Origin of the sequence: Aliirhizobium wenxiniae, assembly GCF_019511445.1 — a bacterium.
Lineage (GTDB): Bacteria > Pseudomonadota > Alphaproteobacteria > Rhizobiales > Rhizobiaceae > Neorhizobium > Neorhizobium wenxiniae_A.
Genome location: NZ_JAEUAN010000002.1, coordinates 353,963 through 380,219 on the forward strand (window position 1 = coordinate 353,963; position 26,257 = coordinate 380,219).

General features: G+C 60.3%; 24 protein-coding genes. 3 read left to right on the plus strand and 21 right to left on the minus strand.

Going from position 1 to position 26,257, the window contains the following annotated elements; genetic code table 11:
• Positions 1 to 141 precede the first annotated feature (141 nt).
• From JNB91_RS03880 to JNB91_RS03915, 8 genes are all read right to left on the minus strand, one after another.
• Positions 142 to 2,571 (minus strand): glucose/quinate/shikimate family membrane-bound PQQ-dependent dehydrogenase, encoded by a 2,430-nt coding sequence (locus tag JNB91_RS03880; RefSeq protein ID WP_220324196.1) that lies wholly within the window; start codon positions 2,569 to 2,571, stop codon positions 142 to 144.
• Positions 2,572 to 2,981: 410 nt separating this feature from the next.
• Positions 2,982 to 3,257, minus strand: coding sequence for a hypothetical protein (locus JNB91_RS03885; protein ID WP_220324197.1), 276 nt, complete (start codon positions 3,255 to 3,257; stop codon positions 2,982 to 2,984).
• Positions 3,254 to 5,548, minus strand: coding sequence for an FdhF/YdeP family oxidoreductase (locus tag JNB91_RS03890; RefSeq protein ID WP_220324198.1), 2,295 nt, complete (start codon positions 5,546 to 5,548; stop codon positions 3,254 to 3,256). The genes JNB91_RS03885 and JNB91_RS03890 overlap by 4 nt, the downstream gene beginning before the upstream one ends.
• Positions 5,549 to 5,632: 84 nt before the next feature.
• The gene (locus tag JNB91_RS03895) at positions 5,633 to 6,013 is read right to left on the minus strand and encodes a DUF779 domain-containing protein (RefSeq protein WP_220324199.1); all 381 of its coding nucleotides are present in this window, start codon (positions 6,011 to 6,013) and stop codon (positions 5,633 to 5,635) included.
• A 28-nt stretch (positions 6,014 to 6,041) separates the two neighbouring features.
• On the minus strand, positions 6,042 to 6,371 hold the full coding sequence (locus tag JNB91_RS03900) for a hypothetical protein (RefSeq protein WP_220324200.1): 330 nt from the start codon (positions 6,369 to 6,371) through the stop codon (positions 6,042 to 6,044).
• A 126-nt stretch (positions 6,372 to 6,497) separates the two neighbouring features.
• Positions 6,498 to 8,006 carry an aldehyde dehydrogenase gene (gene adh / locus JNB91_RS03905; protein WP_220324201.1) on the minus strand — a complete coding sequence of 503 codons (1,509 nt, stop codon included), beginning with the start codon at positions 8,004 to 8,006 and terminating at the stop codon, positions 6,498 to 6,500.
• Positions 8,007 to 8,182: 176 nt separating this feature from the next.
• Positions 8,183 to 9,136, minus strand: coding sequence for a helix-turn-helix domain-containing protein (locus tag JNB91_RS03910; protein WP_220324202.1), 954 nt, complete (start codon positions 9,134 to 9,136; stop codon positions 8,183 to 8,185).
• 110 nt (positions 9,137 to 9,246) lie between these two features.
• Positions 9,247 to 10,152: a dihydrodipicolinate synthase family protein gene (locus JNB91_RS03915; protein WP_220324203.1), complete on the minus strand. Its 906-nt coding sequence runs from the start codon at positions 10,150 to 10,152 to the stop codon at positions 9,247 to 9,249.
• 182 nt (positions 10,153 to 10,334) lie between these two features.
• Between JNB91_RS03915 and JNB91_RS03920 the strand changes: the two genes are divergently transcribed.
• Together JNB91_RS03920 and JNB91_RS03925 are read left to right on the plus strand one after the other, a co-directional pair.
• The gene (locus JNB91_RS03920) at positions 10,335 to 12,248 is read left to right on the plus strand and encodes a potassium transporter Kup (RefSeq protein WP_220324204.1); all 1,914 of its coding nucleotides are present in this window, start codon (positions 10,335 to 10,337) and stop codon (positions 12,246 to 12,248) included.
• A gap of 52 nt (positions 12,249 to 12,300) precedes the next feature.
• Positions 12,301 to 13,266: a magnesium and cobalt transport protein CorA gene (locus JNB91_RS03925; RefSeq protein WP_220324205.1), complete on the plus strand. Its 966-nt coding sequence runs from the start codon at positions 12,301 to 12,303 to the stop codon at positions 13,264 to 13,266.
• Between the two features lie 7 nt (positions 13,267 to 13,273).
• Here the strand turns inward: JNB91_RS03925 and JNB91_RS03930 are convergent, their stop codons facing one another.
• The 12 genes from JNB91_RS03930 to JNB91_RS03985 form a co-directional block, all read right to left on the minus strand.
• Positions 13,274 to 13,720, minus strand: a complete 447-nt coding sequence (locus JNB91_RS03930) for a PTS sugar transporter subunit IIA (protein WP_220324206.1) — start codon at positions 13,718 to 13,720, stop codon at positions 13,274 to 13,276.
• Positions 13,721 to 13,743: 23 nt separating this feature from the next.
• The gene (locus tag JNB91_RS03935; protein ID WP_220324207.1) at positions 13,744 to 14,436 is read right to left on the minus strand and encodes a response regulator transcription factor; all 693 of its coding nucleotides are present in this window, start codon (positions 14,434 to 14,436) and stop codon (positions 13,744 to 13,746) included.
• Entirely contained in the window at positions 14,433 to 17,150 is a 2,718-nt protein-coding gene (locus JNB91_RS03940; RefSeq protein ID WP_220324208.1) for a sensor histidine kinase, read from the minus strand. The genes JNB91_RS03935 and JNB91_RS03940 overlap by 4 nt, the downstream gene beginning before the upstream one ends.
• A gap of 175 nt (positions 17,151 to 17,325) precedes the next feature.
• Positions 17,326 to 17,892: a potassium-transporting ATPase subunit KdpC gene (gene kdpC / locus JNB91_RS03945; protein ID WP_220324209.1), complete on the minus strand. Its 567-nt coding sequence runs from the start codon at positions 17,890 to 17,892 to the stop codon at positions 17,326 to 17,328.
• A 12-nt stretch (positions 17,893 to 17,904) separates the two neighbouring features.
• Positions 17,905 to 19,992: a potassium-transporting ATPase subunit KdpB gene (gene kdpB / locus JNB91_RS03950; RefSeq protein ID WP_220324210.1), complete on the minus strand. Its 2,088-nt coding sequence runs from the start codon at positions 19,990 to 19,992 to the stop codon at positions 17,905 to 17,907.
• Positions 19,993 to 20,050: 58 nt separating this feature from the next.
• The gene (locus JNB91_RS03955; protein WP_220324211.1) at positions 20,051 to 20,215 is read right to left on the minus strand and encodes a hypothetical protein; all 165 of its coding nucleotides are present in this window, start codon (positions 20,213 to 20,215) and stop codon (positions 20,051 to 20,053) included.
• A gap of 12 nt (positions 20,216 to 20,227) precedes the next feature.
• Positions 20,228 to 21,931 (minus strand): potassium-transporting ATPase subunit KdpA, encoded by a 1,704-nt coding sequence (gene kdpA / locus JNB91_RS03960; RefSeq protein ID WP_220324212.1) that lies wholly within the window; start codon positions 21,929 to 21,931, stop codon positions 20,228 to 20,230.
• Between the two features lie 31 nt (positions 21,932 to 21,962).
• Entirely contained in the window at positions 21,963 to 22,052 is a 90-nt protein-coding gene (locus JNB91_RS03965) for a K(+)-transporting ATPase subunit F (protein WP_183820855.1), read from the minus strand.
• A gap of 454 nt (positions 22,053 to 22,506) precedes the next feature.
• The gene (locus tag JNB91_RS03970; RefSeq protein WP_220324213.1) at positions 22,507 to 22,662 is read right to left on the minus strand and encodes a hypothetical protein; all 156 of its coding nucleotides are present in this window, start codon (positions 22,660 to 22,662) and stop codon (positions 22,507 to 22,509) included.
• A gap of 10 nt (positions 22,663 to 22,672) precedes the next feature.
• Complete coding sequence (locus tag JNB91_RS03975; RefSeq protein ID WP_220324214.1) at positions 22,673 to 22,951, minus strand: hypothetical protein; 279 nt, start codon at positions 22,949 to 22,951, stop codon at positions 22,673 to 22,675.
• 10 nt (positions 22,952 to 22,961) lie between these two features.
• Positions 22,962 to 23,165: a hypothetical protein gene (locus JNB91_RS03980; RefSeq protein WP_220324215.1), complete on the minus strand. Its 204-nt coding sequence runs from the start codon at positions 23,163 to 23,165 to the stop codon at positions 22,962 to 22,964.
• A gap of 185 nt (positions 23,166 to 23,350) precedes the next feature.
• On the minus strand, positions 23,351 to 24,601 hold the full coding sequence (locus tag JNB91_RS03985; protein ID WP_220324216.1) for a D-amino acid dehydrogenase: 1,251 nt from the start codon (positions 24,599 to 24,601) through the stop codon (positions 23,351 to 23,353).
• 297 nt (positions 24,602 to 24,898) lie between these two features.
• Here JNB91_RS03985 and JNB91_RS03990 point away from each other — a divergent pair, with 297 nt between their 5' ends.
• On the plus strand, positions 24,899 to 25,357 hold the full coding sequence (locus JNB91_RS03990; protein WP_220324217.1) for an Lrp/AsnC family transcriptional regulator: 459 nt from the start codon (positions 24,899 to 24,901) through the stop codon (positions 25,355 to 25,357).
• A gap of 87 nt (positions 25,358 to 25,444) precedes the next feature.
• Here the strand turns inward: JNB91_RS03990 and JNB91_RS03995 are convergent, their stop codons facing one another.
• Positions 25,445 to 26,230 carry a gluconate 5-dehydrogenase gene (locus JNB91_RS03995; protein WP_220324218.1) on the minus strand — a complete coding sequence of 262 codons (786 nt, stop codon included), beginning with the start codon at positions 26,228 to 26,230 and terminating at the stop codon, positions 25,445 to 25,447.
• Positions 26,231 to 26,257 lie beyond the last annotated feature (27 nt).

A 26,257-nucleotide genomic window follows, 5' to 3' on the forward strand; every position in this document is an offset into this window, starting at 1 on the left:
TATCACTACCAACCTAGTCGGGATTAAATATCTGTAAAGCCCTCGTTTATGTCAGCCACAGATCATGCCCGGCTGCATAAACGAAAAAAGCCGCGACATGTTTCCATGCCGCGGCTCCAATCTTCATCTACGTCGGATCGATCAATCCGGCAGAGCGTAGGCGATCACATAGTCGCCGCGATCGGGCGACTGGCGGGCGCCGCCGGCCGAGATGACGACATACTGCTTGCCGGTCTTTGGCGACTTGTAGGTCATCGGCGTGCCCTGGCTGCCAACCGGCATGCGAGCCTTCCAGATTTCCTTACCCGTCGCACTGTCGAAGGCGCGCAGATAATAGTCCTGGGTGGCCGCGAAGAAGACGAGGCCGCCCTGGGTGGCGAGCGAACCGCCGATGGTCGGCATGCCGATCGGGATCGGAACGCCCATCTTGATACCCATCGGGCCGGTGTCTTCGACCGTGCCGAGCGGAACCTGCCACTTGATCTTCTGGCTATCCATGTCGATCGCCGTCAGCGTGCCGAATGGCGGTTCCTGGCAGGGAATGCCAAGAGCGGACAGGAAGCGGTTCTTGTCGACGGCGTAGGGCGTGCCCTTCATCGGCACGACGCCCATGACGGTGTTGGTGGCCTCCGAACCGCTGGAAACAGCGGTGGTCGGTGCGGCTTCCTTCATCTGGATCCACAGGCCAAGGCGCATGTCGTTGACGAAGATGGTGTTCGTCACCGGGTCGGTAGAGAAACCGCCCCAGTTCATGCCACCCAGCGAACCCGGGAAGTTGAGCGCCAGATCGAGACCCGGAACCGTGTAGACGCCGTCATAACGCATGCCCTTGAAGGCGATGCGGCACAACAGCTGATCGAACGGGGTTGCACCCCACATGTCGCTTTCGGTCAGCGTCTGTGCGCCGATCTGCGGCATGCCGACCGACAGTTTCTGCGTCGGTGCATAAGGCTCGTTGGGAATCTTGCCCGGAACGACCGGAACCTCGGCCACTTCGGTGAGCGGCTGGCCGGTAGCGCGGTCAAGCACCCAGATCTGGCCGGCCTTGGTGCCGAATGTCAGCGCCGGAACCGTCGTGCCATCCTTCTTCTTGAAGTCGATGAAGGAAGGCTGCATCGGGGTGTCAAAATCCCAGAGGTCGTTGTGAACCGTCTGGTAGACCCATTTTTCGCGGCCGGTCGTGGCATCGAGCGCCAGCATGGACGCACCGTATTTGTGGTCGAGCGCGGTGCGGGTCGCACCGTAAAGATCGACCGACGGGCTGCCGACCGGCAGGAATACCGTGTTGGATGCCTCGTCATAGGATGTGCCGGCCCAGACGTTCGGGGTCGAACGCGTATAGGTCTGGCCTTCCGGCGGCAGCTTGGTGATCTCCGGGTTGCCCGGGTCGAATGCCCAGCGCAGCTCGCCGGTCACGACGTCGAAGCCACGCATGACGCCGCCCGGCATGTCCACCTGGACGTTGTCGGCGATACGGCCACCGATGATGATCGTCGTGCCCGCAACCGTCGGAGCGGCTGTCAGCACGTATTGCGGATCAGCCGCAGCGCCAAGGCCAACCTTCAGGTCTACCCGGCCATTGGTGCCGAAATCCGGGCAAAATGCGCCGGTGTCGGCATCAAGCGCGATCAGCTCGGCAGTGATCGTGTTCATGATGATACGGCGCTGGCAAAGCGCGCCTTCGGCAACCGTGACCGGGGTGACCGGCGTCGAACCGTCGATCGTCGGCTGCACCAGCGGACGGGCCGCATCGAAATAGGCAAGGCCGCGGCAACGCATCCAGACGGACGACTTTGCGTTGATCTCGTTCTTCCAGATTTCCTTACCTGTATCGGCCTCGATGGCGATGACATTGTTATGCGGCGTGCACAGGAACACGCGGTCGCCGATCTGCAGAGGCGTCAACTGGTCTTCGGCACCGCCGCCGCCGGGGCTGATCGGCGTGTCGCCGGTACGATAGGTCCAGGCGACCTGCAATTCCTTGACGTTGTCGCGGGTGATCTGGTCGAGCGCTGCGAAACGCGAGCCGCCATTGGTGTTGCCATAGGCTTCCCAGTTCTTCTGCTCCTTGGCCGGATCGACCGGAGTGAGCGGCGCAGGCGTGCCGGAAAAGGCGACAGTCGGGTGCGGCACCATCATGCCAGCGAAACCGGCGACGGAAGCAACGGCAAGAATGGCAGCAACGAGGAAGGACGGCAAATAGGCAGGCGTCTTGCCGGCAGCCTTGCGCAGCAGCGGGAAGCTCAGCGCAATGACGGTCGCACCGACGCCGAAGGCGAGCAGACGCGAAATCAGCGGCCAGAAATCAAGGCCAGCATCCCAGACCGCCCACAGAACGGTGGCGATGGTGACGAGGCCGAACAGCAATGCACCGGCAGGCTTGCGAATGATTACCAGCAGGCCGGCGATGACGATGGCAATCCCGGCCAGCAGAAAATACCAGCTGCCGCCGAGTGAAACGAGCTTTCCGCCGCCAATGGCGAAGAACAGGCCCGCGAGGACGAGGACGGCACCAAGCACGAACAGCCAGATTTTGGCTATCGCGGACAGGGTACCCTTAGAGGTTTCCATGGGTGTCTCTAGCTCCAATTGTGGATTCGACAGAGTCGACAGTCAAAGGCCACAGCAGTGCCGTCAGGAGCGGAGAAGGTCGTCAAAATCGGTACCGTGCTTCTGTCGAAGAAACGCGAACGGCAAGCCGAGTGATATGCAATCGGCGGGTCGGAGGCGTCCCTTTCGAGGACTTCGAGGTCGCTTGCCACGCCCTCCCCGCGCGCCAGCGGCAGGCATCCATGCCCGCGCCTGCGGTATAACGCTGCCTGCGACAAAATGGCAAGAAATATATGTACTATTCCGTACATAATATGTTCAAGAATTCTGAACGACATTTAGTCTATTGATAATAGCCGAATTTCCAACTCAAACGAGCATGATCGCGACAAACGGAGTTCGGCAAGAAAATCCGGTAATACTGGCATCGGCTACGGATGTTCTACGACGTAAACGCTGCGTAGAGTCCGTGCTTCCCGTTTTACGATGCGCAAAGGCCCGCCCATATCGACAAGAGAATTGAGCTCCCTCAGGACCAGGGCATGGGCGACCCCGAGAAGCCGGGCAAAAGAGCGACTGTCGAGAGCGATATTTTCTTCGGCGGCAACGATGAGCGCCGCCTGCAGCGATGTCAGCCGCTGGTCTCTCGCCTGAAGCTCCGCGACCAGACGGAGAAACTGTTCTGTCTGGCCGTTATCCTCGCTCATGCGGCCACGCGCTTGCGGAACGACACCATGATCGACTTGGAGGTCGGCGTATCGCTTTCCTCTCCGGCACTGCCCAGCGGCACAAGCACGTTCAGCTCCGGATAATAACCGGCGATGCTACCGCGCGGAATGTCATAGGGCACGAAGCGGAAATCCCGCGCCACCCGGGAGATCCCATCATCGTAGTCGGTAACCACATCCATCCGGTCACCGGCTTCCGCGCCGATATCCTTCAGGTCCTCGGGATGGATGAAGATCACCTGGCGTTCGCCATAGACACCCCGATACCGGTCATCCAGACCATAAACGGTCGTATTGTACTGGTCATGCGAGCGAAACGTCTGCAAGGCAAAACGTCCGCCGCCCTTGCGGGCGCGCTGGTGCACGGTTTCCTGCGGCAGCGCGACAGCCGAAAAGCACGCCTTGCCCGCCGGCGTGTTCCATTCGCGATGAGACGCGGTATTGCGCAGATGGAAACCACGCGGCTTGCGGACACGGGCATTGAAATTCTCGAAGCCCGGAATAGTCGCTTCGATGTGATCGCGGATGAGATCGTAATCATCCGCCAACGCTGCCCAGCGCACGATATCCGTGCCGACCGTCGCTTCGGCAATGCCGGCGATGATGCCGACCTCGGAGAGAAGATGCGGCGACGCGGGGCGATTGATACCCGCCGATCCGTGCACCATGCTCATCGAATCCTCGACAGTCACAAGCTGCGAATTCCCGAGCGAATTCAAATCCATCTCGGTGCGTCCTAGGCAGGGCAGGATATAGGAAACCTCGCCCGGCATCAGATGCGAATGGTTCGGCTTGGTGGCGATATTGACGGTGAGCTTCATGCCGCCCAGCGCCTTCTCGACCAGCGCGCTATCGGGCGTGGCGCGGGCAAAATTACCGCCAAGCCCGATAAATGCCTGCGCGGAACCATCCAGCATGGCGCCGATCGCGGCCAGAACATTATGCCCGTCGGCGCGCGGCGCGACAAAACCGAAATGTTTTTCCAGCGCATCAAGGAATGCGGCAGGCGGTTTTTCGTTGATGCCGACCGTGCGGTCGCCCTGCACGTTGGAATGGCCGCGCACCGGGCAAAGCCCCGCACCTTCCCGCCCGACATTGCCGCGCAGGAACATGAAATTGGAGATCTCGCGGATCGTCGCCACCGAATGGAGATGCTGGGTCACGCCCATCGCCCAGGTGCAGATCACCTTTTCGGCCTTGATATAGACGGCCGCCGCCCGTTCGAGCTCCAGGCGGGTCAGGCCCGACTGATCCTCGATCTCGGCCCAGCTCGTGGCATCGACTGCGGCGCGATATTCGGCAGAACCGGCACAATGTCCGGCAATGAAGGCATGGTCGAGAACCGATGGTTCGCCAGCGGCTATCGCTGCATCTTCTGCTGCAAGAACAACCTTTGCCATGCCGCGCACGGCCGCCATGTCGCCGCCGAGACGTGGCTGGTAATAGTGGTTGGCGATCTCGGTCGAACCGCCGCGCAGCATTTCGATCTTGTCCTGCGGATCGGAAAAGCGTTCCAGCCCCTTTTCGCGGACCGGATTGAACACGACCACATCCGCACCCCGCATCGCCGCACGGCGAAGATCGCCGAGCATACGCGGATGGTTGGTGCCGGGGTTCTGGCCGATGACGAAAATCGCATCCGCCTTTTCGAAATCCTCCAGAAGCACCGTACCTTTGCCGATGCCGATCGCCTGTTTCAGCGCAACCCCGCTCGCCTCGTGGCACATGTTCGAGCAATCGGGAAAATTGTTGGTCCCATAGACGCGCACGAACAGCTGGTAGAGATAGGCCGCCTCGTTGCTGGCCCGGCCGGATGTATAGAACTCCGCCCGATCGGGGCTATCGAGACTTTTGAGGATGCCGCCGATCTCAGCAAAGGCATCGTCCCAGGCAACGGGCAGATACCGGTCGCTCGCCGCGTCATAGCGCATGGGGTGGGTGAGACGACCGTTGAGTTCCAGCTCGTAATCGCTCAGCTTGCGAAGCTCGGAGACCGTGTTGGCTGCAAAGAATGCAGGCGTGGCGCGCTTTTCCGTCGCCTCCCAGGAAACCGCCTTCACCCCGTTTTCGCAGAATTCGAAGGAAGATCCATGTTCCGGATCACCCCAGGCGCAGCCGGGGCAGTCGAAGCCGTCCGGCTGGTTGGCCTTCAACATGGTACGGGCGCCGGTAAGCGGCGATCCGCTTTCGAGAAGCCGCTTGCCGCAGCTTTTCAACGCGCCCCAGCCGCCGGCGGCAGAGGATTTCTTGCCAATAAACGATGCAGTCATGACGGATGCTATTGACGATCGTCAAAAGCGCTTCAAGCCGATTGTTTATATGGCTCGATAGACAAAACCTATCGACTGTCTTTGTCACCCAACCCGCGGGATGGTACAGGCCTCGCCGCCGCCGAAAATACGCGAGCGACTGAGGAACCGTTTCTCCCGTCCATTATCGAGCGAAAACATTCCGCCTCTGCCCGGCACGACGTCAATGATCAATTGCGTGTGCTTCCAGGCCTCGAACTGGCTACCGCTGATATAGACCGGCACCCCGCCGATCTCGCCCAGCTTCACGTCGTGATCACCGATGATGAAATCATCTGCCGGATAACACATCGGCGATGACCCGTCGCAGCATCCGCCGGATTGGTGGAAAAGGATTTCCGGGTAGTCCTGCCTTATCTCGGTAATGAGATCGAGTGCGGCATCGGTCGCGGTAACCCGCGGCTCTCCGTTGACATGCGTATTCATGGTCTCTCCTCCCAAAGAGCAATTTTGCTCAGGTGATGAGCTGAATGAAGTCTATCACAATCGCCATGAAAACACCCGAGACCGTCATCGCCAGTCCGCAGAGAAACACTCTGCTGGCCCGGTCATAGACCCGCCGCTGCAGCGAATCGTGCCGCAGGAAGATCACCAGAGAACTGCCCTGCGTGATGATCCCGGCGGAGAGCAGAAGCATCGTCGGCAAATCGATCAGGGTCCACGGGATCGGGTTTTGCGCCCATTGGCTGAGAAAGGTGAGCGAGAAAGAGAGAATGATCCCCACAACGGTCAGCGTGCCGTTGCGGAAAAGCATTTCGACCAGCGGTTCGTTTTCATTCGACATCGCGGAATATCTCGGCTGCCGGATCCTGACTACCTATCGAAATATTCCTTTCGCAAGAATTTCAAGGCGGTTGATGGACGAGAAAGCCGGGCAGAAGCACCACGCCCTGCCCGGCTCCGGCTTGGATCAGAAGAAACCAAGCTTCTTCGGGCTGTAGCTCACCAGCATGTTCTTGGTCTGCTGGTAGTGATCGAGCATCATCTTGTGCGTCTCACGACCGATGCCGGACTGCTTGTAGCCGCCGAAGGCCGCATGCGCCGGATAGGCGTGATAGCAATTGGTCCACACTCGACCGGCCTGGATCTCGCGGCCGAAGCGATAGGCGCGGTTGCCGTCACGCGTCCACACGCCGGCGCCGAGGCCGTAAAGCGTGTCGTTGGCGATAGAGAGTGCCTCGTCCTCATCCTTGAACGTGGTGACCGAAACCACCGGCCCGAAGATCTCTTCCTGGAACACACGCATCTTGTTGTGGCCCTTGAAGATGGTTGGCTTGATGTAATAGCCGTTGGCCAGCTCGCCGCCGAGATCGTTGCGATCGCCGCCGGTCAGCACTTCAGCGCCTTCCTGTTTGCCGATATCGAGATAGGAAAGGATTTTTTCCATCTGCTCGCTGGAGGCCTGCGCGCCGATCATCGTGGCGCTGTCGAGCGGGTTGCCCTGCACGATGGCGTTCACGCGCTTTACCGCCCGTTCCATGAACCGGTCATAGATGCTCTCATGCACCAGCGCACGGCTCGGGCATGTGCAGACCTCGCCCTGGTTGAGCGCGAACATCGCGAACCCTTCCAACGCCTTGTCGAGGAAATCGTCATCCTCGTTCGCCACATCGGCAAAGAAGATGTTCGGCGATTTGCCGCCGAGTTCGAGCGTGACCGGAATAAGGTTCTGGCTGGCATATTGCATGATCAGACGGCCTGTCGTCGTCTCACCGGTAAAAGCGATCTTGGCGATGCGCGGGCTGGATGCCAGTGGCTTGCCGGCTTCGAGACCGAAACCGTTGACGATGTTCAAGACGCCCGGAGGCAGCAGATCGCCGATGATTTCCGCCCAGACGAGCAGCGACGCAGGCGTCTGTTCGGCCGGCTTGATGACGACGCAATTGCCGGCGGCAAGGGCGGGCGCAAGCTTCCAGGCGGCCATCAGGATCGGAAAATTCCACGGAATGATCTGGCCGACGACGCCGAGCGGCTCATGGAAGTGATAGGCGACAGTGTCGTTGTCGATCTCGCCGATCGAGCCTTCCTGAGCGCGAATGCAGGACGCGAAATAGCGGAAATGGTCGATGGCGAGCGGAATGTCTGCCGCCATGGTTTCGCGGATCGGCTTGCCATTGTCCCAGGTTTCGGCCTGGGCCAGTACTTCCAGCTTGTCCTCCATCCGCTGGGCAATCTTCATCAGGATGTTGGAGCGTTCCGCCGGTGCGGTGCGGCCCCATTTGTCCTTGGCGGCGTGCGCGGCATCGAGCGCCGCGTTGATATCCTTCTCGTCCGAACGGGGAATTTCACACAACTTGCCGCCGGTGACGGGCGTGATGTTGTCGAAATATTTGCCGCCGATCGGCTCCCTCCACTCGCCGCCGATATAGTTGCCGTATTTCAGCTTGAACGGCGATTCGACGATTTTCTGGTGCAGCATGTCATCCTCCCATGATGAGCTGGCTTCTCGGTTCGTGACCGGGCCCGGAAGGAAATCTGCGTCGTCCCGTTCTTGACGAAAAGCAGGCTGCGACCATATGGCAGCGCACACTGTCGCACCCGTGCGACAGTGGAGCGCCGCAAACCATGCGGCACCGCAACAGAATTCGATTTAACTCAATGGAGGCCGAAACGGTTCATCTTTCGGTGGAGCGTCGCCCGGCTCATGCCGAGCGCAATCGCCGCCTGGGAGACATTGCCGTTGGCGCGCGAAAGAGCGCGCATCAGCGCCGCCCGCTCCGCTTCGACCAGATCCTGGCGATCTCCCGCCCTGTTTTCGTCGAGAGCGTCCGCTGCCGGAATGCCTGCAGCAATACGGTTGTCGTCCAGCGCAAGCGCCAGACGCGCTGCACGCGTCGCGCCGATGACGAGATCGTTGCGATCGACCGCCAGAAGTGCAGCCGCCGCATGCGCCGCATGCGGCACGATCAGGAAACGGGCGCCGGGAAAAGCGGAGCGGAACAGGTTTAGCTCGATCCTCAGCGCCGCGTCACGCACTGTCTGGGCAAGGATCGACAGCACCATTTCATTGACGTCGTCCCGGCATGTGGAAATGTCGAGCGCCGCCGCCACCTCGCCGCGATGATCGCGGATCGGCGCGGTTGTGCAGCAAAGCCCGGTATTTGATGAGAAAAAATGCTGGTCGCGAAAGATCGATACGGCTCGTTCATCCGCCAGTGCCGTGCCGATACCGTTGGTCCCGATACTGGCCTCGGTCCAGATCGCCGCTGTCCACAGGCCGAGATCGTGAAAGGCCCGGTCATCGCCGGCTGTGCCGCGCCGTTCCAGCGCCACGCCGTTCCGGTCAGTCAGGAGCAGACAACAGCCAGACTTTCCGACAGTGGAAAACAGCTTGTCCATTTCCTCGCGCGCCTCGACGATCAGGCGCTCCGAGGCCTGCCGCGTCTGGCGAAATTCGCTGTCGGTAAGGCGTTCGGGCGTACGCTCCTGCTCGGGCGCGAGATGGTGCATGACCATGCAGCGCCGCCACGAAGCGACGACAGGCGAGCTTGCCGCAGCGGACTGGGCCGAGGCATAAACCTCGTCCGCATGCAGGGAAACGGGATGCATGGGCTCCTCCCGGGCCAATTCTTGCATCAAGTTTCGCTAAAAAGCCGATGCTTTGCAATCGTCAAGCAGGTTGCCCACGAACTATTTATCGACGTACCACATATGCATGTTCATGCCGCCCGTCGTGTCGACGGTTCGCATCTGGCAAAGGGCGCAAAGGCGTGCCGCACGCGCAGGATCGTTTCTGGCTCGGCCGCCACCAATGGCAAGCGAACATCAGCCGGTGACTGGTGCAGGAAGAATTGCGCCTCCTTCAGCGCCGCCACATCATCCTCTCCAACAGACTTCGACGCAACGGACATGGCCTGCAGCAAAGAACCGCTGCCGCTGCTACGCTCCGCCATGGCCACCATGGTCTGCACCGGTGAGGGAATGATATTGGCCAGCGCCGACAAAGCACCGTGCCCGCCCATATCCAGGAATTCCACCGGCCTCCTGTCGTCTCTCGAAAGATGCAGGAAACGGTCCCTGAGCGATGCCGGCAAGGCCGCGAAATGTTCGAGACGACCGGCACCATGGCATATGCCGACGATCAGATCGATTTCGGCAAGCGCGTCCACCAGCGCCGGACCATAGTCCTTTGCCGTACGCCCCGGATCGTCATCCACAAGAACAGGGATACCGACCGCAGCGGCAATTTCGCGAAAGTGATTGATCACACCCTTCAGTGTCGGCTTCGAATAATACGGCACCGTTACCAGCAGGGCATCAGCGCCGAGTTCTTCAGCGCGGCGGCATTGCTCGACAGTTTTCGCCGTGCAGTTCGTACCGGTCGCCGCGATCACACTCAGATGCGGCCTGCCGCGTGAAACGGCGGTTTCGATCAGGCTTTGCCATTCATCCGTACCGAGCACCGGCCCCTCGCCGATAACGTCGCACACGACAATTCCCTCCACTCCCGCGATGATCTGACGATCGATCGCCGCCTCGAATTCCGCAAGGTCGACCCGGCCTTCGCTGAAGGGGGTAAGCAGGGGTGTGTAAGTTTGACGCCTTGCACGAAGGAAGGGTGTCATGGTTTGGCTCCTGTTTTTACAGAAACCAACATTGCTCCACACGCATAGGATTTCGATGTGTAGGGAGAGACTATGACATCAAAGTCTTATATACATCCATTTGCCTTGACCGCGGCGATGCACCATATTCCGCGCCAGACAACGACACTGAACGACACCTTGGCCCTGCGCCTGGAGACTTTATGACCGCATCGCCTGCCGCTGATTCCGATCAATCTTCGGAAACTCGCAAATTTCTTGTGTTGCTGATTGGGTCTATCGGGGTCGTCTATGGCGACATCGGGACGAGTCCGCTTTACGCTTTCCGCGAGGCTTTGCGCCCGTTTACCGCCAATGGCATACAGGATGAGCACGTCATCGGGCTAATCTCCCTGATGGTCTGGACGCTGACCATCATCGTCACCTTCAAATATGTCCTTTTCCTGCTGCGCGCCGACAATGACGGCGAAGGCGGCACGCTGTCGCTTCTGGCGCTGCTGATGAAGAAGACCGGAGGCTATATGCCGGTTCTGTTCTTCGCCGGCCTGATCGGCTCGGCGCTGTTCATCGGTGACGCGATGATTACGCCGGCGCTCTCGGTCATGTCGGCGCTAGAAGGCATGAAGCTTATTACCCCGGCTTTTTCGGATTACGTCCTGCCGCTCTCTGCCGCCATCATGGTCGGTCTGTTCATGGTACAGTCAAAGGGCACAGCGGCGGTCATGAAGTTCTTCGGGCCGATCACTGTTGTCTGGTTCCTGGCCATGGCATGGGGCGGGCTCATTCATATCGGCGATGACTGGACGATCCTGCAGGCGCTCAATCCTGTCAATGCGCTCTGGTTCATCACCCATGCGGGCTGGGCCGGTCTGATCGTGCTCGGCGCAGTATTCCTGACCGTTACCGGCGCAGAAGCGCTTTACGCTGACCTCGGGCATTTCGGCCGCAAGCCGATCAGCGTCGCCTGGTTCATCCTCGTTTTCCCGGCGCTGGCATTGAATTATCTCGGCCAGGGCGCGCTCGTGCTTGCCGATCCGACCAAGATTTCCAATCCCTTCTACCTGCTTTATCCCGACTGGGCGCTGCTGCCGATGGTGATCCTGGCCACGATGGCAACGATCATCGCCAGTCAGGCGGTCATCACCGGCGCCTTCTCGCTGGCCCGCCAGGCCGTCCATCTGGGCTTCCTGCCGCGCCTTGCGATCAAGTTCACCTCCGAGACCAATACCGGGCAGATCTATGTCCCGGCCGTCAACATGATCCTGTTCCTCGGCGTCATCATCCTGATCTTCTCCTTCGGAGATTCGGAATCGCTTGCCACCGCCTATGGTATCTCGGTTACCGGCGCGATGGTGGTCACCTCGTTGATGTCCTTCCAGTTCCTGCGCGCGGTCTGGGGCTACAAGGCGATTACCGCCGCGCTCCTCTTGGCTCCGCTCTTCGCCATCGAGGTTGTCTTCCTCGCAGCAAACCTGCTCAAGGTTCATGACGGCGGCTGGGTTCCCGTCATGCTGGCATTGATCATCATGCTGACCATGTGGACCTGGACCAAGGGCTCCAAGCATCTCAAGGAAAAGACGGCCAGAAACGACATTCCGCTGGAAACCTTCATCAACTCGATCGAAAGCTCGATCGAGCGGGAAACCGCCAGCGCCCCTGTCACCGTGCCGGGCACGGCGATATTCCTGACCAGCGTGCCGGACCGCACGCCCGCCGTTCTGCTGCATAACCTCAAGCACAACCACGTCCTGCATGAACAGAACGTCATTCTGACCATCTGGACACAGGACAAGCCCTATGTGCCGCAGGCGGATCGCGTCGAGATGACGAGGCTGTCGAAGCGCTTTATCCGCCTCGATATCACCTTCGGTTATATGGACGAACCAAACGTCGCCAAGGCGCTGACGGTCTGCAAGAAGAAGGGCTTCAAGTTCGAGATCATGCAGACCTCCTTCTATCTCGGCCGCCGCAACCTGATCGAGACACCGAATACCGGCCTGCCGCGCTGGCAGGAGAAGCTCTATATCATCCTCGCCGATTTCGGCATCGACCCGTCCGCCTATTTCAAACTGCCGCCGAACCGCGTGGTGGAACTTGGTGAGCAGGTCGCGATTTAAAGTGGATACCGGTTTTGCGTCAGGAATTGCGTTAAACCAGAAATAGAGCCCCATGACCGTCGTCGCATCCTATGTCTATACGAACGGAAAGCGCGGGCGCCCTCTCGCGATAGACGAACCGTGCCCGAAGCTCACCGGAGACGAATTCGCCTGGATCGGCCTGCACGAGCCGACAGCCGACGAATTGAAGATGCTGGCCAGAACCTACGGCCTGCATGAGCTTGCGGTCGAGGATGCACTGCACGCCCATCAGATCCCCAAGGTCGAGGCTTATGGCGATCAGCTATTCGTCGTCGCCAAGACCGCCCATCTGGAAGGCGACAAGATCTGCTATGGGGAAACGGCGATCTTCGTCGGGCGCCACCATATCATCACCGTGCGACACGGCTCCTTGCGCAACCATATCGGCGTCCGCGCCCAGCTCGAAGCATCTCCCCGCCTGTTGTCGCAGGGACCGGATTACGTCCTGCACGGCATTCTCGACTTCATCGTTGACGGCTACCTGCCGACCGTGCAGACGATCGAGGATCGGGTTCTGGAAATGGAGCAGCGTATGCTTGCCAATTTTCTTGAACGAGACCAGATCCGCCGGCTGTTCAGACTGAGGCGCCAACTGATCCTGTTCGGCCGCATTCTCGGCCCGATGTCGGAGCTGGTAGGCAAGCTGGTCAATCTCGACCTTCCCTGCCTCGACAAGCACGCAAAACCCTATTTTCGCGATGTGCTGGATCACACCAGAAGGGTGGAAAGCATGGTCGGCGGTCTTCGCGAAGTCATCACCTCGGTCTTCGAAGCATCGAACCTTCTCGAACAGCAGCGCCAGGGCGTCATCACCCGCCAGCTCGCCTCATGGGCTGCGATCCTTGCCGTGCCGACAGCGGTTGCCGGCATCTACGGCATGAATTTCGAAAACATGCCGGAGCTGAAGACCGAATACGGATATTACGTCGTGCTCTGCGCAATCGTCATCCTTTGCAGCCTGCTCTATTACCGCTTCAAGAAGGTCGGCTGGCTCTGAAACAGGCTCAGTCCCGCGTCAGCAGAATATAGGCCTCTTCCGGTGTGCCGGCAGAACGGACCGCATCAGTCGCCTCGTCATTGCGCAAACGTCGGGCAATACAGGAAAGCAGATTGAGGTTCTGCCGCTGATCTGCCGGCGGAGACAGAAGCAGGACCACGACATCGACCGGCACTTCATCCACCGCTTCGAAATCCAGCGGCTTGGCGAGCCGCACAAACAGGCAGAGGCAATCGGACACGCCCTCGACGATCGCATGCGGAATGGCAATGCCCTGACCGATACCCGTAGAACCGAGGTTCTCCCGGCTCGTCAATGCCGCAGCGATGACGGAGGCCTCAAGGCCGGTGCGCTTGGACGCAAGGTCGGAGAGCTTGACGATCAGCTCCCTCTTCGAGGCCACGGCCAGATCCAGCACGACGTTTTCGGGCGACAGATGATCGCTCAACTGCATGAAATGCTCCATTGAAATAATAGTTAGAGGCCTTCGGCCAGACGATAACCGACACCGGTTTCCGTCAGGATGTAACGCGGCTGATCGGGTGTGGCCTCGATCTTCTGGCGAAGCTGGCGCACATAGACGCGCAGATATTGCACATCGGTCAGCCCATCCCAGACATGCTCTAAGAGGAACCGGTGTGTCAGCACCTTGCCGGCATGCTGCACGAGGATGCGCAGGATATCGTATTCCTTCGGCGACAGCTTGATCTCGTTACCGGCCACCCTGACGATGCGCTTGACGAGATCGACCGTAAGATCGCCGGTCTGGAAAACCGGCTTTTCGCCCTGCGTCTGCAGCCGGTGGCGCAGCGCCACGCGAATGCGTGCCCCAAGCTCGTTCATGCCGAAGGGTTTCGTCACATAGTCATCAGCGCCGAGTTCCAGCGCCTTGACGATGCCTGCCTCGTCGGTGCGGCTGGATAGAATGACGATCGGCAACGTCATCCCCTCCCCGCGCCATTTGGCAAGCAGATCATGCCCGGACATATCCGGCAGACCGAGATCGAGGATGATCAGGTCCGGCTTGTCGCTATTGACCAGCTCCATCGCCACTTTGGCATTCATCGCTTCGACGACGGCGTAATCCTGCGTCGCCAGCCCGACCCGCAACAGCTTGCGGATCGGCGGCTCGTCATCGACGATCAGGATTTTGACACCGCTATTGGTCATTGCTCGTCTCCTACGACAGGCATCTCGGAAGGTACAGGCATTCGGATCGTGAAGATCGCGCCTGATCGGTCGGAGCGATTGTCCGCCCGGATCGTGCCACCCATGGCTTCGACAAAGCCACGGCAGATGGAAAGCCCGAGCCCGGTTCCCGCCCTCACCTGATCGCTTTTGCGAACCCGGTAAAAACTGTCGAAAATCCGCTCCAGATCCTCGGGCGGTATGCCCGGCCCCTCGTCCATGACGGACAGCACGACGATATTGCCGTCGCGACGTCCCCGAATATCGATCACCGTCTCTTCCGGCGCATATTTGGCGGCATTGTCGATAAGGTTGAACAGCACCTGTTCGAACAGAACCGGATCTACCTTCAGCATCGGCAAGTCAGCCGGAATGCCGACCTCTATCCTGTGCCCGGACGCAATCTTCGCCGCCCGGCTGAGCGCGGTGCCCACCATGTCTCCGGCGAAATGGAAGGCGTAATTGGGCTGCATCGCACCCGATCCGAGCCGTGTCATATCCAAAAGGTTGACGATGAAGCGGTTGAGCCGTTCGGACTCGTCGATCACCGTCGACAGAAGCTCCTTCCGCGTCTCTTCCGGCAATTGGCTCCCGAGATCCTTCAGCATGTCGGCCGAGCCCATGATTGCCGCCAGCGGGGTTTTCAGGTCATGGCTGATCGAGGTCAGAAGCGCAGTCCGCAATCGGTCCGTCTCGGCGGCAAGCCTTGCCTTGTCGACATCGGACACAAGCTGAATGCGTTCGATTGCGAGCGCCGCCTGATCGGCCAGCGCATCGAAAAGGCGCTGCTGCTCAGGCGTCAGCAATGGGCCCTGGCGGTCATTGTCGAGGCCGATCACGCCGACTGCCTCGCGGCCCGTACGAAGCGGCAGGTACAACCGCTTTGCACCCGGCAACGTATCGGCCGCGCGGCCTGCAGGCCGATTATGCTCCCAGGCCCATTTGGCGGCAGCGATATCGGCATCGACCAGCGTATCATCGGGCGGATATCCGGCCTTGACCGCAATCGATCCATTCTCGGGCAAGAGGATGACGACGCGTACTTTCAGCATCGAGGCGATCTGGAAGGCAGTCGCCCAGAGCACATCATCCAGCGTGCCGGTGCCGGCGAGCTTCTTCGAAAAGAGATAGAGATCCTCGGTCGTCCTCGCACGCTGGCGGGCGGCAACGGCCTGCCGCTGCACGGCCGCCGTCAGATTGGAGGCGACGACCGCCACGCCGAGATAGAAGAACAGCGCGATGACGCTTTCCGGATCCCGCACCGTGAATGTGTAACGCGGCTCCAGGAAAAAGAAGTTGAAGGCCACCGCACCGAGCAGCGAGGCAAACAACCCCGGCCCCAGCCCGCCGCGCACCGCCGAGGCAAGCACCGACATCAGGAACACCAAAGCCAGATTGCGCACATCGAGCGTGCGGTCGAGCGCGATGCCCGCCGCAATCGCCAGAGCCACAAAGATGGCGCTCTGCACATAATGTTTCGCCCGGAAGCGTTTCACGGCCTGCGCCGGCTTGACCCCGCGTTCGGGTTCACCGTCTCGCGCATCTCCGGAAATGACATGGATGCTGACATTGCCGGCATGCCGGATCAGGTCGTGTGTGACCGATCCCTGCCATAACTGACGCCAGCGCGGTTTTCCCGGTCGGCCGACGACGATATGGGTGAAATTGTTGGCATTGGCATAAGCGATGATTTCACGCGAGGGGACAAGCCCCGGCAGCGTCACCACTTCTGCGCCGAGTTGCTGCGCCAGCCGCATATTGGCCGCGAGCCTGTCCTTGTCCTCTTCCGCAAGGGTCGCATCCTGCGGCGTATCGAGATGCAGCACCGCCCAGGGCGCGCGCAACCGGTCGGCCTGTCGCCTTGCGTAACGTATCAGGCTGGCGCCGTTGCGGCCGTGATCGATACAGACAAGTAGTCTTTCGCCCGCGGCCCAAGGCCCCGAAATCGCATTCGCCTGCATGTGGTTGAGCAACTGCTCGTCGACCCGCTGCGCGGTGCGCCTCAACGCCAACTCGCGCAATGCTGTCAGGTTGCCCGGCGAAAAATAGTTCTCGATCGCCCGGCGTGCCGTTTTCGGCATATAGACCTTGCCGTCACTCAGCCGCTTGATCAGGTCGTCTGGCGTGATGTCGATGATCTCGACATCGTCGGCCCGGTCGATGATCAGGTCCGGCACCGTCTCGCGCACCCGGATGCGGGTGATCTGCGCCACCACATCGTTGAGGCTTTCGACATGCTGGATGTTGAGGGTCGAATAGACGTCGATGCCCTGCGCCAGCAGCTCCTGCACGTCCATGTAGCGTTTCGGATGGCGGCTGCCGCTGGCATTCGTATGCGCCAGTTCATCGACCAGGACCAGCGAAGGCCGGCGGGCGAGAATGGCGTCGAGATCCATCTCTTCCAGCCTCTGCCCGCGATAATCGATCTGCTTGCGGGGCGTGATCTCGAACCCCTCGACCAGCGCCTCGGTTTCCTTGCGACCATGGGTCTCGACCACACCGATCACGACATCGACGCCATCCGCCTGTCTGGCACGGCCGGACATCAGCATTTCATAGGTCTTGCCGACGCCGGGAGCAGCGCCGAGAAAGATCTTCAGTCGCCCACGGCTCTCCCGCTCGGCTTCGCGCAGCAACGCGTCGGGGGAAGGTCTGGTCTCGCTATCTCGGCCGTTCTCACGATGGGCGTCGGGCATGGTTTACCTGTGCAAGGGCAGATGGCACCGCCCCTCACCCGGCCTCCGCTTCGCTCGGCCACCCGCTCCCCGCAAGCGGGACGAGGAGCAACGGAGAGCTTGCGGCTTGGTCCCTTCGCCCCGTTTACGGGGAAAAGGTGCCGGCAGGCGGATGAGGGGCAAACGCCTGCATTCGTTACGTCTTAGAGCCATCCAACGCCATGTTCAACGCCAGCACGTTGACCACCGGCTCGCCGAGGAAGCCGAGCTCGCGGCCCTCGACATGCGCATCGACCAGCGCCTTCACGCTCGCCTCATCCATCCCCCGCGCCTTGGCGACACGGGCAACCTGGAAATAGGCAGCTTCCGGCGAGATATGCGGATCAAGTCCGCTGCCGGACGCCGTGACGAGATCGATCGGCACCTCGGCATCCGGATTGGAAGCCTTCGCAGCCTCGTAATCTGCCTTAACCCGATCGATCAGCTTGCTGCTGGTCGGGCCGAGATTGGAGCCGGAGGACGCGGCGGCATTATAGCCATCGCCTGCGGCCGACGGACGGCCGTGAAAATACTGCTCGCCGGTAAAGGCCTGACCGATAAGGGCAGAGCCGATCACCTGGCCATCCTTTTCGATCAGGCTGCCATTCGCCTGAGCCGGGAAGATGGCCTGTGCAATGCCGGTCATGGCGAAAGGATAGATGAGGCCGGTAATGGCCGTGGTGGCAACGATCATCACGATGGCCGGACGAAGTTGTTTCAACATCGAAAAGACTCCTTAAGCGAGGCCGAGCGTGGTGATGACCACGTCGATCGCCTTGATGCCGATGAACGGGACGACGATGCCGCCGAGGCCGTAGATCAGCAGATTGCGGGATAGAAGCGCACCGGCACCGACAGCGCGATATTTGACGCCCTTCAGCGACAGGGGGATCAGCGCAATGATGATCAGCGCATTGAAGATGATCGCCGACAGGATGGCACTCTGCGGAGTGGCAAGGCCCATGACGTTCAAAACGCCGAGCTGCGGGTAGAAAGCCAGGAACATCGCCGGGATGATAGCAAAGTATTTGGCGATATCGTTGGCGATCGAGAATGTCGTGAGCGCCCCGCGGGTCATCAGCAACTGCTTGCCGATCTCGACGATCTCGATGAGCTTCGTCGGGTCGCTGTCGAGATCGACCATATTACCGGCCTCGCGGGCGGCGACCGTGCCGGTATTCATCGCCACGCCGACATCGGCCTGGGCAAGCGCCGGAGCGTCGTTGGTGCCGTCGCCGCACATGGCAACCAGCTTGCCCTTGGCCTGCTCCTCGCGGATCAGCGACAGCTTGTTTTCAGGTGTCGCCTGGGCGAGGAAATCATCGACACCCGCTTCCGCAGCAATCGCAGCCGCCGTCATCGGGTTGTCGCCGGTGATCATCACGGTACGGATGCCCATCTTGCGCAATTCGGCAAAACGCTCGCGAATGCCGCCCTTGACGATGTCCTTGAGGTGAATGACGCCAAGCAGCTTTCCGTCGCGGGCAACGGCCAGCGGCGTGCCGCCAGCCTTGGCGATCTCTTCAGCGATCGACTGCAGTTCACGCACTGTCTGCGACTGCGGGCTGGCGGCAACGGCCGTATTGCCGGCAACGGGCAGTGTGCCGCCGTTGACGTAAGCCAGTACGGCATCGACCGCGCCTTTGCGGATCTGGCTGCCATCAAGATCGACGCCGCTCATCCGCGTCTGGGCGGTGAACGGCACGAACGTGGCTTTCAGCCCGCCCATGTCGCGGCCACGGATCGCATATTTCTCCTTGGCGAGCACCACGATCGAACGGCCTTCCGGTGTTTCGTCAGCAAGCGAGGCGAGCTGTGCGGCATCGGCAAGCTCCTGCTCGGAGACGCCACGCACCGGCCGGAACTCGGTTGCCTGGCGGTTGCCGAGCGTGATCGTGCCGGTCTTGTCGAGAAGAAGCGTATCGACGTCGCCGGCGGCTTCCACGGCGCGGCCGGACATGGCCAGCACGTTGAAGCGAACAAGGCGGTCCATGCCGGCAATGCCGATCGCCGACAGAAGCGCACCGATCGTGGTCGGGATCAGCGTGACGAACAGCGCGACAAGTACGATGACCGGGATTGAGCCACCGGCATAGGATGCAAAGCTCGGGATTGTGGCAGTGGCGAGCACGAAGATCAGCGTCATCCCGGCAAGCAGGATGTTCAGCGCGATCTCGTTCGGCGTCTTTTGCCGTTCGGCCCCTTCGACGAGCGAAATCATCCGGTCGATGAAGGTCGAGCCGGCAGCGGCCGTGATCCGCACACGGATGACGTCGGAGAGAACCTGCGTCCCCCCGGTCACGGCCGACCGGTCGCCGCCGGATTCACGGATGACCGGGGCGCTTTCGCCGGTAATCGCCGCTTCGTTGACCGAGGCCACGCCTTCGATCACCTCGCCATCGGACGGAATGATATCGCCGGCCTCGACCAGCACGATATCGCCAACCTTCAGCGAAGTACCGGCAACCATCTTGAAATCGCGGCCATTGGCGCTGGTCAAGAGCTTGGCCTGGGTTTCGGTGCGCGCCTTGCGCAGACTGTCCGCCTGCGCCTTGCCGCGGCCTTCGGCAACCGCCTCTGCGAAATTGGCGAACAGCACGGTAAACCAGAGCCAGACGTTGAGCTGGAAGGAAAAGCCGAGATTTGCGCCGCCGAAGGCGAGATCGCGCAGGAAAAGAACGGTCGTCAGGACCGACACCGTGGCCACGACGAACATGACCGGGTTCTTGGCGAGCGTGCGCGGATTGAGCTTGGTGAAAGCCGCACCGATCGCGGGGATGAGGATGCGACTATCGAGGATAGACGCGGATTGTGCCTGGCTCATGAAGAGGCTCCAGCTTGGATGAGGCGACCGAGGCGCCCTGAACTGTCAGGGATGCGGGTTAGCCGTGCAGGATTTCGACGACGCAGACGATGGCGAAAATGGCCGCCATCATTGCGAGAATTGCATTGGAACCGCACCATCTCTGGCGCTTCCCGTTCGTCTCCTTGCCGCGCGGCTGCGCGGCAAGGTTTGACGGCCTGTGGAGTGCATGGCGAATGCTCATGTCGGGTCTCCTTTAGAAGGTTTGTCCGGCAATCATCGACAGATGCTCGACGATCGGGCCGAGTGCGAGAGCCGGGAAGAAGGTCAGGCCGCCGACGATCAGGATCGTGCCGACGAGAAGACCGACGAACAGCCCGCCATCGGTGGGGAACGTGCCGGCAGAGGCCGGAACCGTCTTCTTGGCAATCAGCGAGCCGGCAATGGCAAGTGCCGGAATGATGACCAGGAACCGCCCCATCAGCATGGCAAGGCCGAGCGTGACATTGTACCAGGGCGTGTTGCCGGAAAGACCGCCGAAAGCCGAGCCATTATTGGCGGCAGCGGACGTATAGGCGTAGAGTATTTCCGAGAACCCGTGCGGGCCGGCCGTGCCGATCGAGGCGACGGCGGATGGAAGCACGGTTGCGATCGCGGCGAAGACGAGCATGGCAAGCGGCAGGCAGAGGACGGCGAGCAATGCCATCTTCATTTCTTTCGCCTCGATCTTCTTGCCGAGATATTCCGGCGTGCGACCGACCATCAGGCCCGCCACGAAGACAGCGACGATGACGAACATCACGATGCCATAGAAACCGGCGCCGACACCGCCGACGATGACTTCGCCGAGCTGCATGTTGATGATCGGGATAAGACCACCGAGAGCCGTGAACGAACCATGCATGGCATTGACCGCACCGCAGGATGCTGCCGTCGTGATGACTGCGAACAGCGAAGACAGGACGATGCCGAAGCGGACCTCCTTGCCCTCCATGTTACCGCCGGAAAGGCCCAGCTGGTGCATGATCGGATTGCCGGAAGCTTCCGCGAAATAGACGACAATCACACCGGCCATGAACAGAACGCCCATCGCCGAAAGGATCGCCCAGCCCTGGCGCTGGTTACCGACCATGCGTCCGAAGACATTGGTCAGCGCCGCACCGATCGCAAAGATCGACACCATCTGGATCAGGTTGGAGATCGCGTCGGGATTTTCGAACGGATGCGCCGAGTTGGCATTGAAGAAGCCGCCACCATTGGTGCCGAGCATCTTGATGGCAAGCTGAGAGGCGACCGGGCCGAGCGCAATCGTCTGTTTCGCACCTTCAAGCGTCGTGGCCTCCACATAGGGACCAAAGGTCTGCGGCACGCCGAGCCAGACGTAAACGACGGTGAGCATGATGCAGATCGGCAAGAGCAGGTAGAGCGTCGCGCGGGTCATATCGACCCAGAAGCTACCGACGGACTTGCCGGATGCGCGCGAAAAACCACGGATCAGTGCGATCGCGATGGCAATACCGGTCGCAGCCGAAACGAAATTCTGCACGGCCAGACCCATCATCTGCGTCAGATAGGACAGAGTGCTTTCACCGCCATAGTTCTGCCAGTTGGTATTGGTGACGAAGCTGACGGCTGTGTTGAATGACAGCTCGGACGGCACCGCCGACATTCCCGCCGGATTGAGCGGCAGCACATCCTGCAGGCGCAAGAGCCCGTAGAGAACCAGCACGCCGAAAAAATTGAACATCAGCATGGCAAAGGCATAGCCGGTCCAATGCTGCTCTTCCCGTTCATTCGTGCCGGCCAGCGCATAAAGCCCCCGTTCGATCGGAACGAGGACCGGTGAAAGCAATGTACGTTCGCCGGAAAACACCCGCGTCATATAGGCGCCGAGCGGTTTGACGAGAACAAGGACGATCCCGCAGAAGACGAGGATCTGTAACCATCCATTGAGGGTCATATGACGAAACTTTCAGTTCCCGAAGGCGTCATCAGAAGCGTTCGGGGCGGATGAGAGCATAGGTGAGGTAAAGGGTGAGAAAGACGGTGACTGCACCGCCGAGCACGTAATCGAGTATCATCGCGCCCTCCCCTCAAAGCCTATCGCAGGCGCGGGTATAGGCGAAGCACAAGCCGAAGAAGACGACTGCAGTGCAAACGAGAATAAGGTCCATCATGATCCGGGTCCCTTTGATCTGATCGATGCCAGACAAACCGACAGGCGCCATCCGGCTGGACGGCACATCGGCGGTTCTGGTGTGAAGAGGATCTTTCGATCTCCCGTGCCCGAATATGGCGCTGGAGCGCATAGGGGTTCGAGACGGACGGGAGAGCAAAGATATAGGAATTTTATAGGAATTTGTCGGGTGTTGGCGGACGAGCTGCCCCTTACCCTACCCCTCTCCCCGCTTGCGGGGAGAGGGGACGTGGCCTGCTTGAGGCCGGGAGGGTGCGGCAACTGTCCTTTCCCCGTCAGAACGGGGAGAAGGTGCCGGCAGGCGGATGAGGGGCTGCTCCTGGCAAAGCGCTAGCGGATCAAAACAGCACCACTTCGACCGCATAAGCGATGCCGACCACCACCAGCATCACAAGGATGACATCCGAGCCGCGCAATCGTCGCGGCCCTGCCCCTTGCGGCAGCTGGCCACGGGGATAAACATACCCCCGCAAATACTGAAACGCATTCGACATCAGATCAGCCTCACGCCCTGCCCGCGACCCGGCTGGTCGCCGAGAGCCGGCGCGGCTCGAATGCCTCGCCCAAAGTCAGTGTTACATGCTCCGGCAGGCACCAGACGGCACCCGGCATGTGGTCGCTTTCGAACATGGCGAAATGCACCGCCGAGGCGCGGTCGGTGAAAAGCCCACCGACCTTTCCGAGCGCGTCGTTGACGATCCAGCGGCCACGCACATCGCGGCCAACGGTAAATCGGATGCCCGTCGCGGGAGGCTCCCGGTCGTTCATTGCAAACTTGCCCATGTCAGCCTCCTCAACCGACCATAACGGCCAGCGCCGCAATGGCGCAGAAGCCGACACCCAGAACCGCAGCAAGGCGAAAGAGCATCGGGAGGCTCATTCCGGCATCAACGCTGCCGGCGCGATGCGCGCCCGGATGGGCCTGCGTCAACCGGCGACGCTGCGCGCCCGCCTCGGTGAGATGGAGAAGATAGATACTGCCCAGACGACCATACATGGGTCACTCCTTGTCGATCGAAGTTCCGCGGCATGGCCTGCGGAACGGACATCGAATGCGATGCCTGATGACAAGGTAGCGAGCGCCCCATAGCCATTCGATTGGAACGGGGGAGCGAAGAAATAGAAAAGTCATAAACCCGCCGCGAGCATATCGGGTGCCCGCGGCGGGTTCAGCCAGGGGTGTCAGGCGTAGCGGGAGACGGCAAGGTCCGTGGCGTCGATTTCGGGCTTGCGGCCGCTGACGAGATCGCTGATCAGCTTTGCCGAGCCGCAGCTCATCGTCCAGCCGAGCGTGCCGTGACCGGTATTGAGGAACAGGCCTTTCACCTTGGTCGCGCCGATCACCGGCGTGCCATCCGGCGTCATCGGGCGAAGGCCGGACCAGAAATCCGCCTTGCTGACATCGCCGCCCGGGAAAAGATCGGTGACGGAATGTTCCAGCGTCGCACGGCGCTTCTGGCCGAGATCGTTGGTATAGCCAGAAATCTCCGCCATGCCGCCGACGCGGATGCGATCGCCAAGCCGGGTGATGGCAATCTTGTAGGTCTCGTCCATGACGGTCGATTCCGGTGCGCGCGATGCATCAACGATCGGGATCGTCAGCGAATAGCCCTTGACCGGATAGACGGGCAGCTTGATGCCGAATTGCTTGACCAGCAGAGGCGAATAACTGCCAAGCGCCACAACGACGGCATCGGCACGCAGCGTTTCGCGGTCGGTCACGACGCCGCGCACAACACCATTCTCGACATCAAGCGCCTTGATATTCGTGCCGTAGACAAACTTGACGCCGAGGTCTGCAGCCTTCAGCGCCAGCGCATTGGTGAATTTGAAGCAGTCACCCGTTTCGTCCTTCGGCGTCAGCAACCCGCCTACGATCTTTTCGCGCACATGCCTGAGCGCCGGCTCGACGCGGATGCAGCCTTCGGGATCTAGCACGTCATAAGGAACGCCATCCGCGGCAAGCGCCTTGACGTCCTTGGCTGATGCATCGAGCTGCTGCTGGGTGCGAAACAGCTGCAGCGTGCCCTGCATGCGCTCGTCATAGGCAATCCCGGTTTCAGCACGCACTTCCGCAAGCGAAACGCGGGCATAATCGGCAATGCGCAGCATGCGGCTCTTGTTGATCGCATAACGCTGCGACGTGCAGTTCATCAGCATCTGCGCCATCCACGAAAGCATGGTGGTGTCCATCTTCGGGCGCAGGATCAGAGGGGCATGTTCCATGAACAGCCACTTCATCGCCTTCATCGGAATGCCGGGAGCCGCCCAGGGGGAGCAGTAACCGAAGGAAACCTCACCGGCATTGGCGAAGCTGGTTTCCAGCGCCGGACCTTCCTGCCGGTCGACAACCGTAACCTCATGGCCGGCCTTGGCCAGCTGATAGGCGGATGTCACGCCGACAACGCCGGCTCCGAGAACGATGACTTTCATGGAATTCCCCGATTTCTGCGTATTCAAATTTCAAGGATGGATGATGCTGTCGCGAGATAGACCGATCAGGATCTCATAGGAGATCGTTCTGGTCGCCTGCACAAGATCGCTCGTTTAAAAACAGGCCGCGTCGCTGATCTATAGCGCCGCTGGAAGCAGCCATTCTCTCACGCATCCAAACCCCTCTTTTCAGGGGACCATAATGAAATGATCGTGGAATTTCCTGCCGATCAATGGCAGAAAATTTGACGAAAGTATATTTATTGAAACGATCTGCGAAATTTTGGAACAATCTTCATGACGACCATTGACACTATCGATCGCAACATACTGCGTCTGTTGCGGCTCAATGCCCGCATGAGCAATGCAGCACTTGCGACGGAGGTCGGTCTATCGCCTTCTGCCTGCCTCCGCCGTATCCGATTGCTGGAGGAGGCGGGCATCATCCGCGGCTATACGGCGCTTGTCGACAACGATCAGAACGGCATCGCCGTCATCATCAACATCACGCTGGAACGGCAGACGGAAGAATATCTCAACCGCTTCGAGGCGGCCGTTCGCAAATATCCGGAAATCCGGGAATGTTTCCTGATGACAGGTGGCTCGGACTATCTGTTGCGTGTCGAAGTCGCCAATGCCGGCGAGTTCGAGCGCATCCACAAGGAGATCCTCTCGGCACTTCCGGGCGTGCTGCGCATCCATTCGAGCTTTTCGATCCGCAACGTCCTGATGACACGAAGCCGGAAAAGCCGCTGATCGGCCCGCAAACGCGAAAACGCCGCCCGTACTGAGCACGGACGGCGTTTCGATTATCGAGTGTCCGGCGCAAAGGCGCCGAATGGATCAGGGCTGCTTGCCGATATAGGCGAGGATACCGCCGTCGACATAGAGAACGTGACCGTTGACGAAGTCGGATGCAGACGAAGCCAGGAACACAGCCGGTCCCTTCAGGTCCTGCGTGGTACCCCAACGGTTTGCCGGGGTCTTGGCCAGGATGAAGGAGTTGAACGGATGGCCAGGCTCGCGCAGCGGCGCGGTCTGCGGGGTTTCGATATAGCCCGGGCCGATACCGTTGCACTGGATGTTCTGCGAACCGTATTCGGAAGCGATGTTGCGGGTCAGCATCTTCAGACCGCCCTTGGCGGCTGCGTAAGCAGACACGGTTTCGCGACCGAGTTCGCTCATCATCGAGCAGATGTTGATGATCTTGCCACCACCGCGCTTGATCATGCCCGGAATGACGGCCTTAGCGAGGATGAACGGAGCGGTCAGGTCGATGTCGATGACCTGACGGAAGTCCTTGACGTCCATTTCGTGCATCGGCACGCGCTTGATGATGCCGGCATTGTTGACGAGGATATCGACAGAACCGAGGTCCTTTTCGATTTCGGCGATCATCTTCTGTACGCCCGGTTCATCGGTCACGTCGCAGATGTAACCCTTGGCGTCGATGCCGGCTTCCTTGTAGGCTTCAAGGCCCTTTTTCAGAAAATCTTCGTTGATGTCGTTGAAGGCGATCGTGGCACCGGCTTCGGCGAGTGCGCTGGCCAGAGCAAAACCGATACCGTAGGAAGCACCGGTAACCAGCGCGACCTTGCCCTTGAGCGAGAAGCTATCTGCGTAAGTCAATGTCTGAAATCCTTACATTATTTTGAA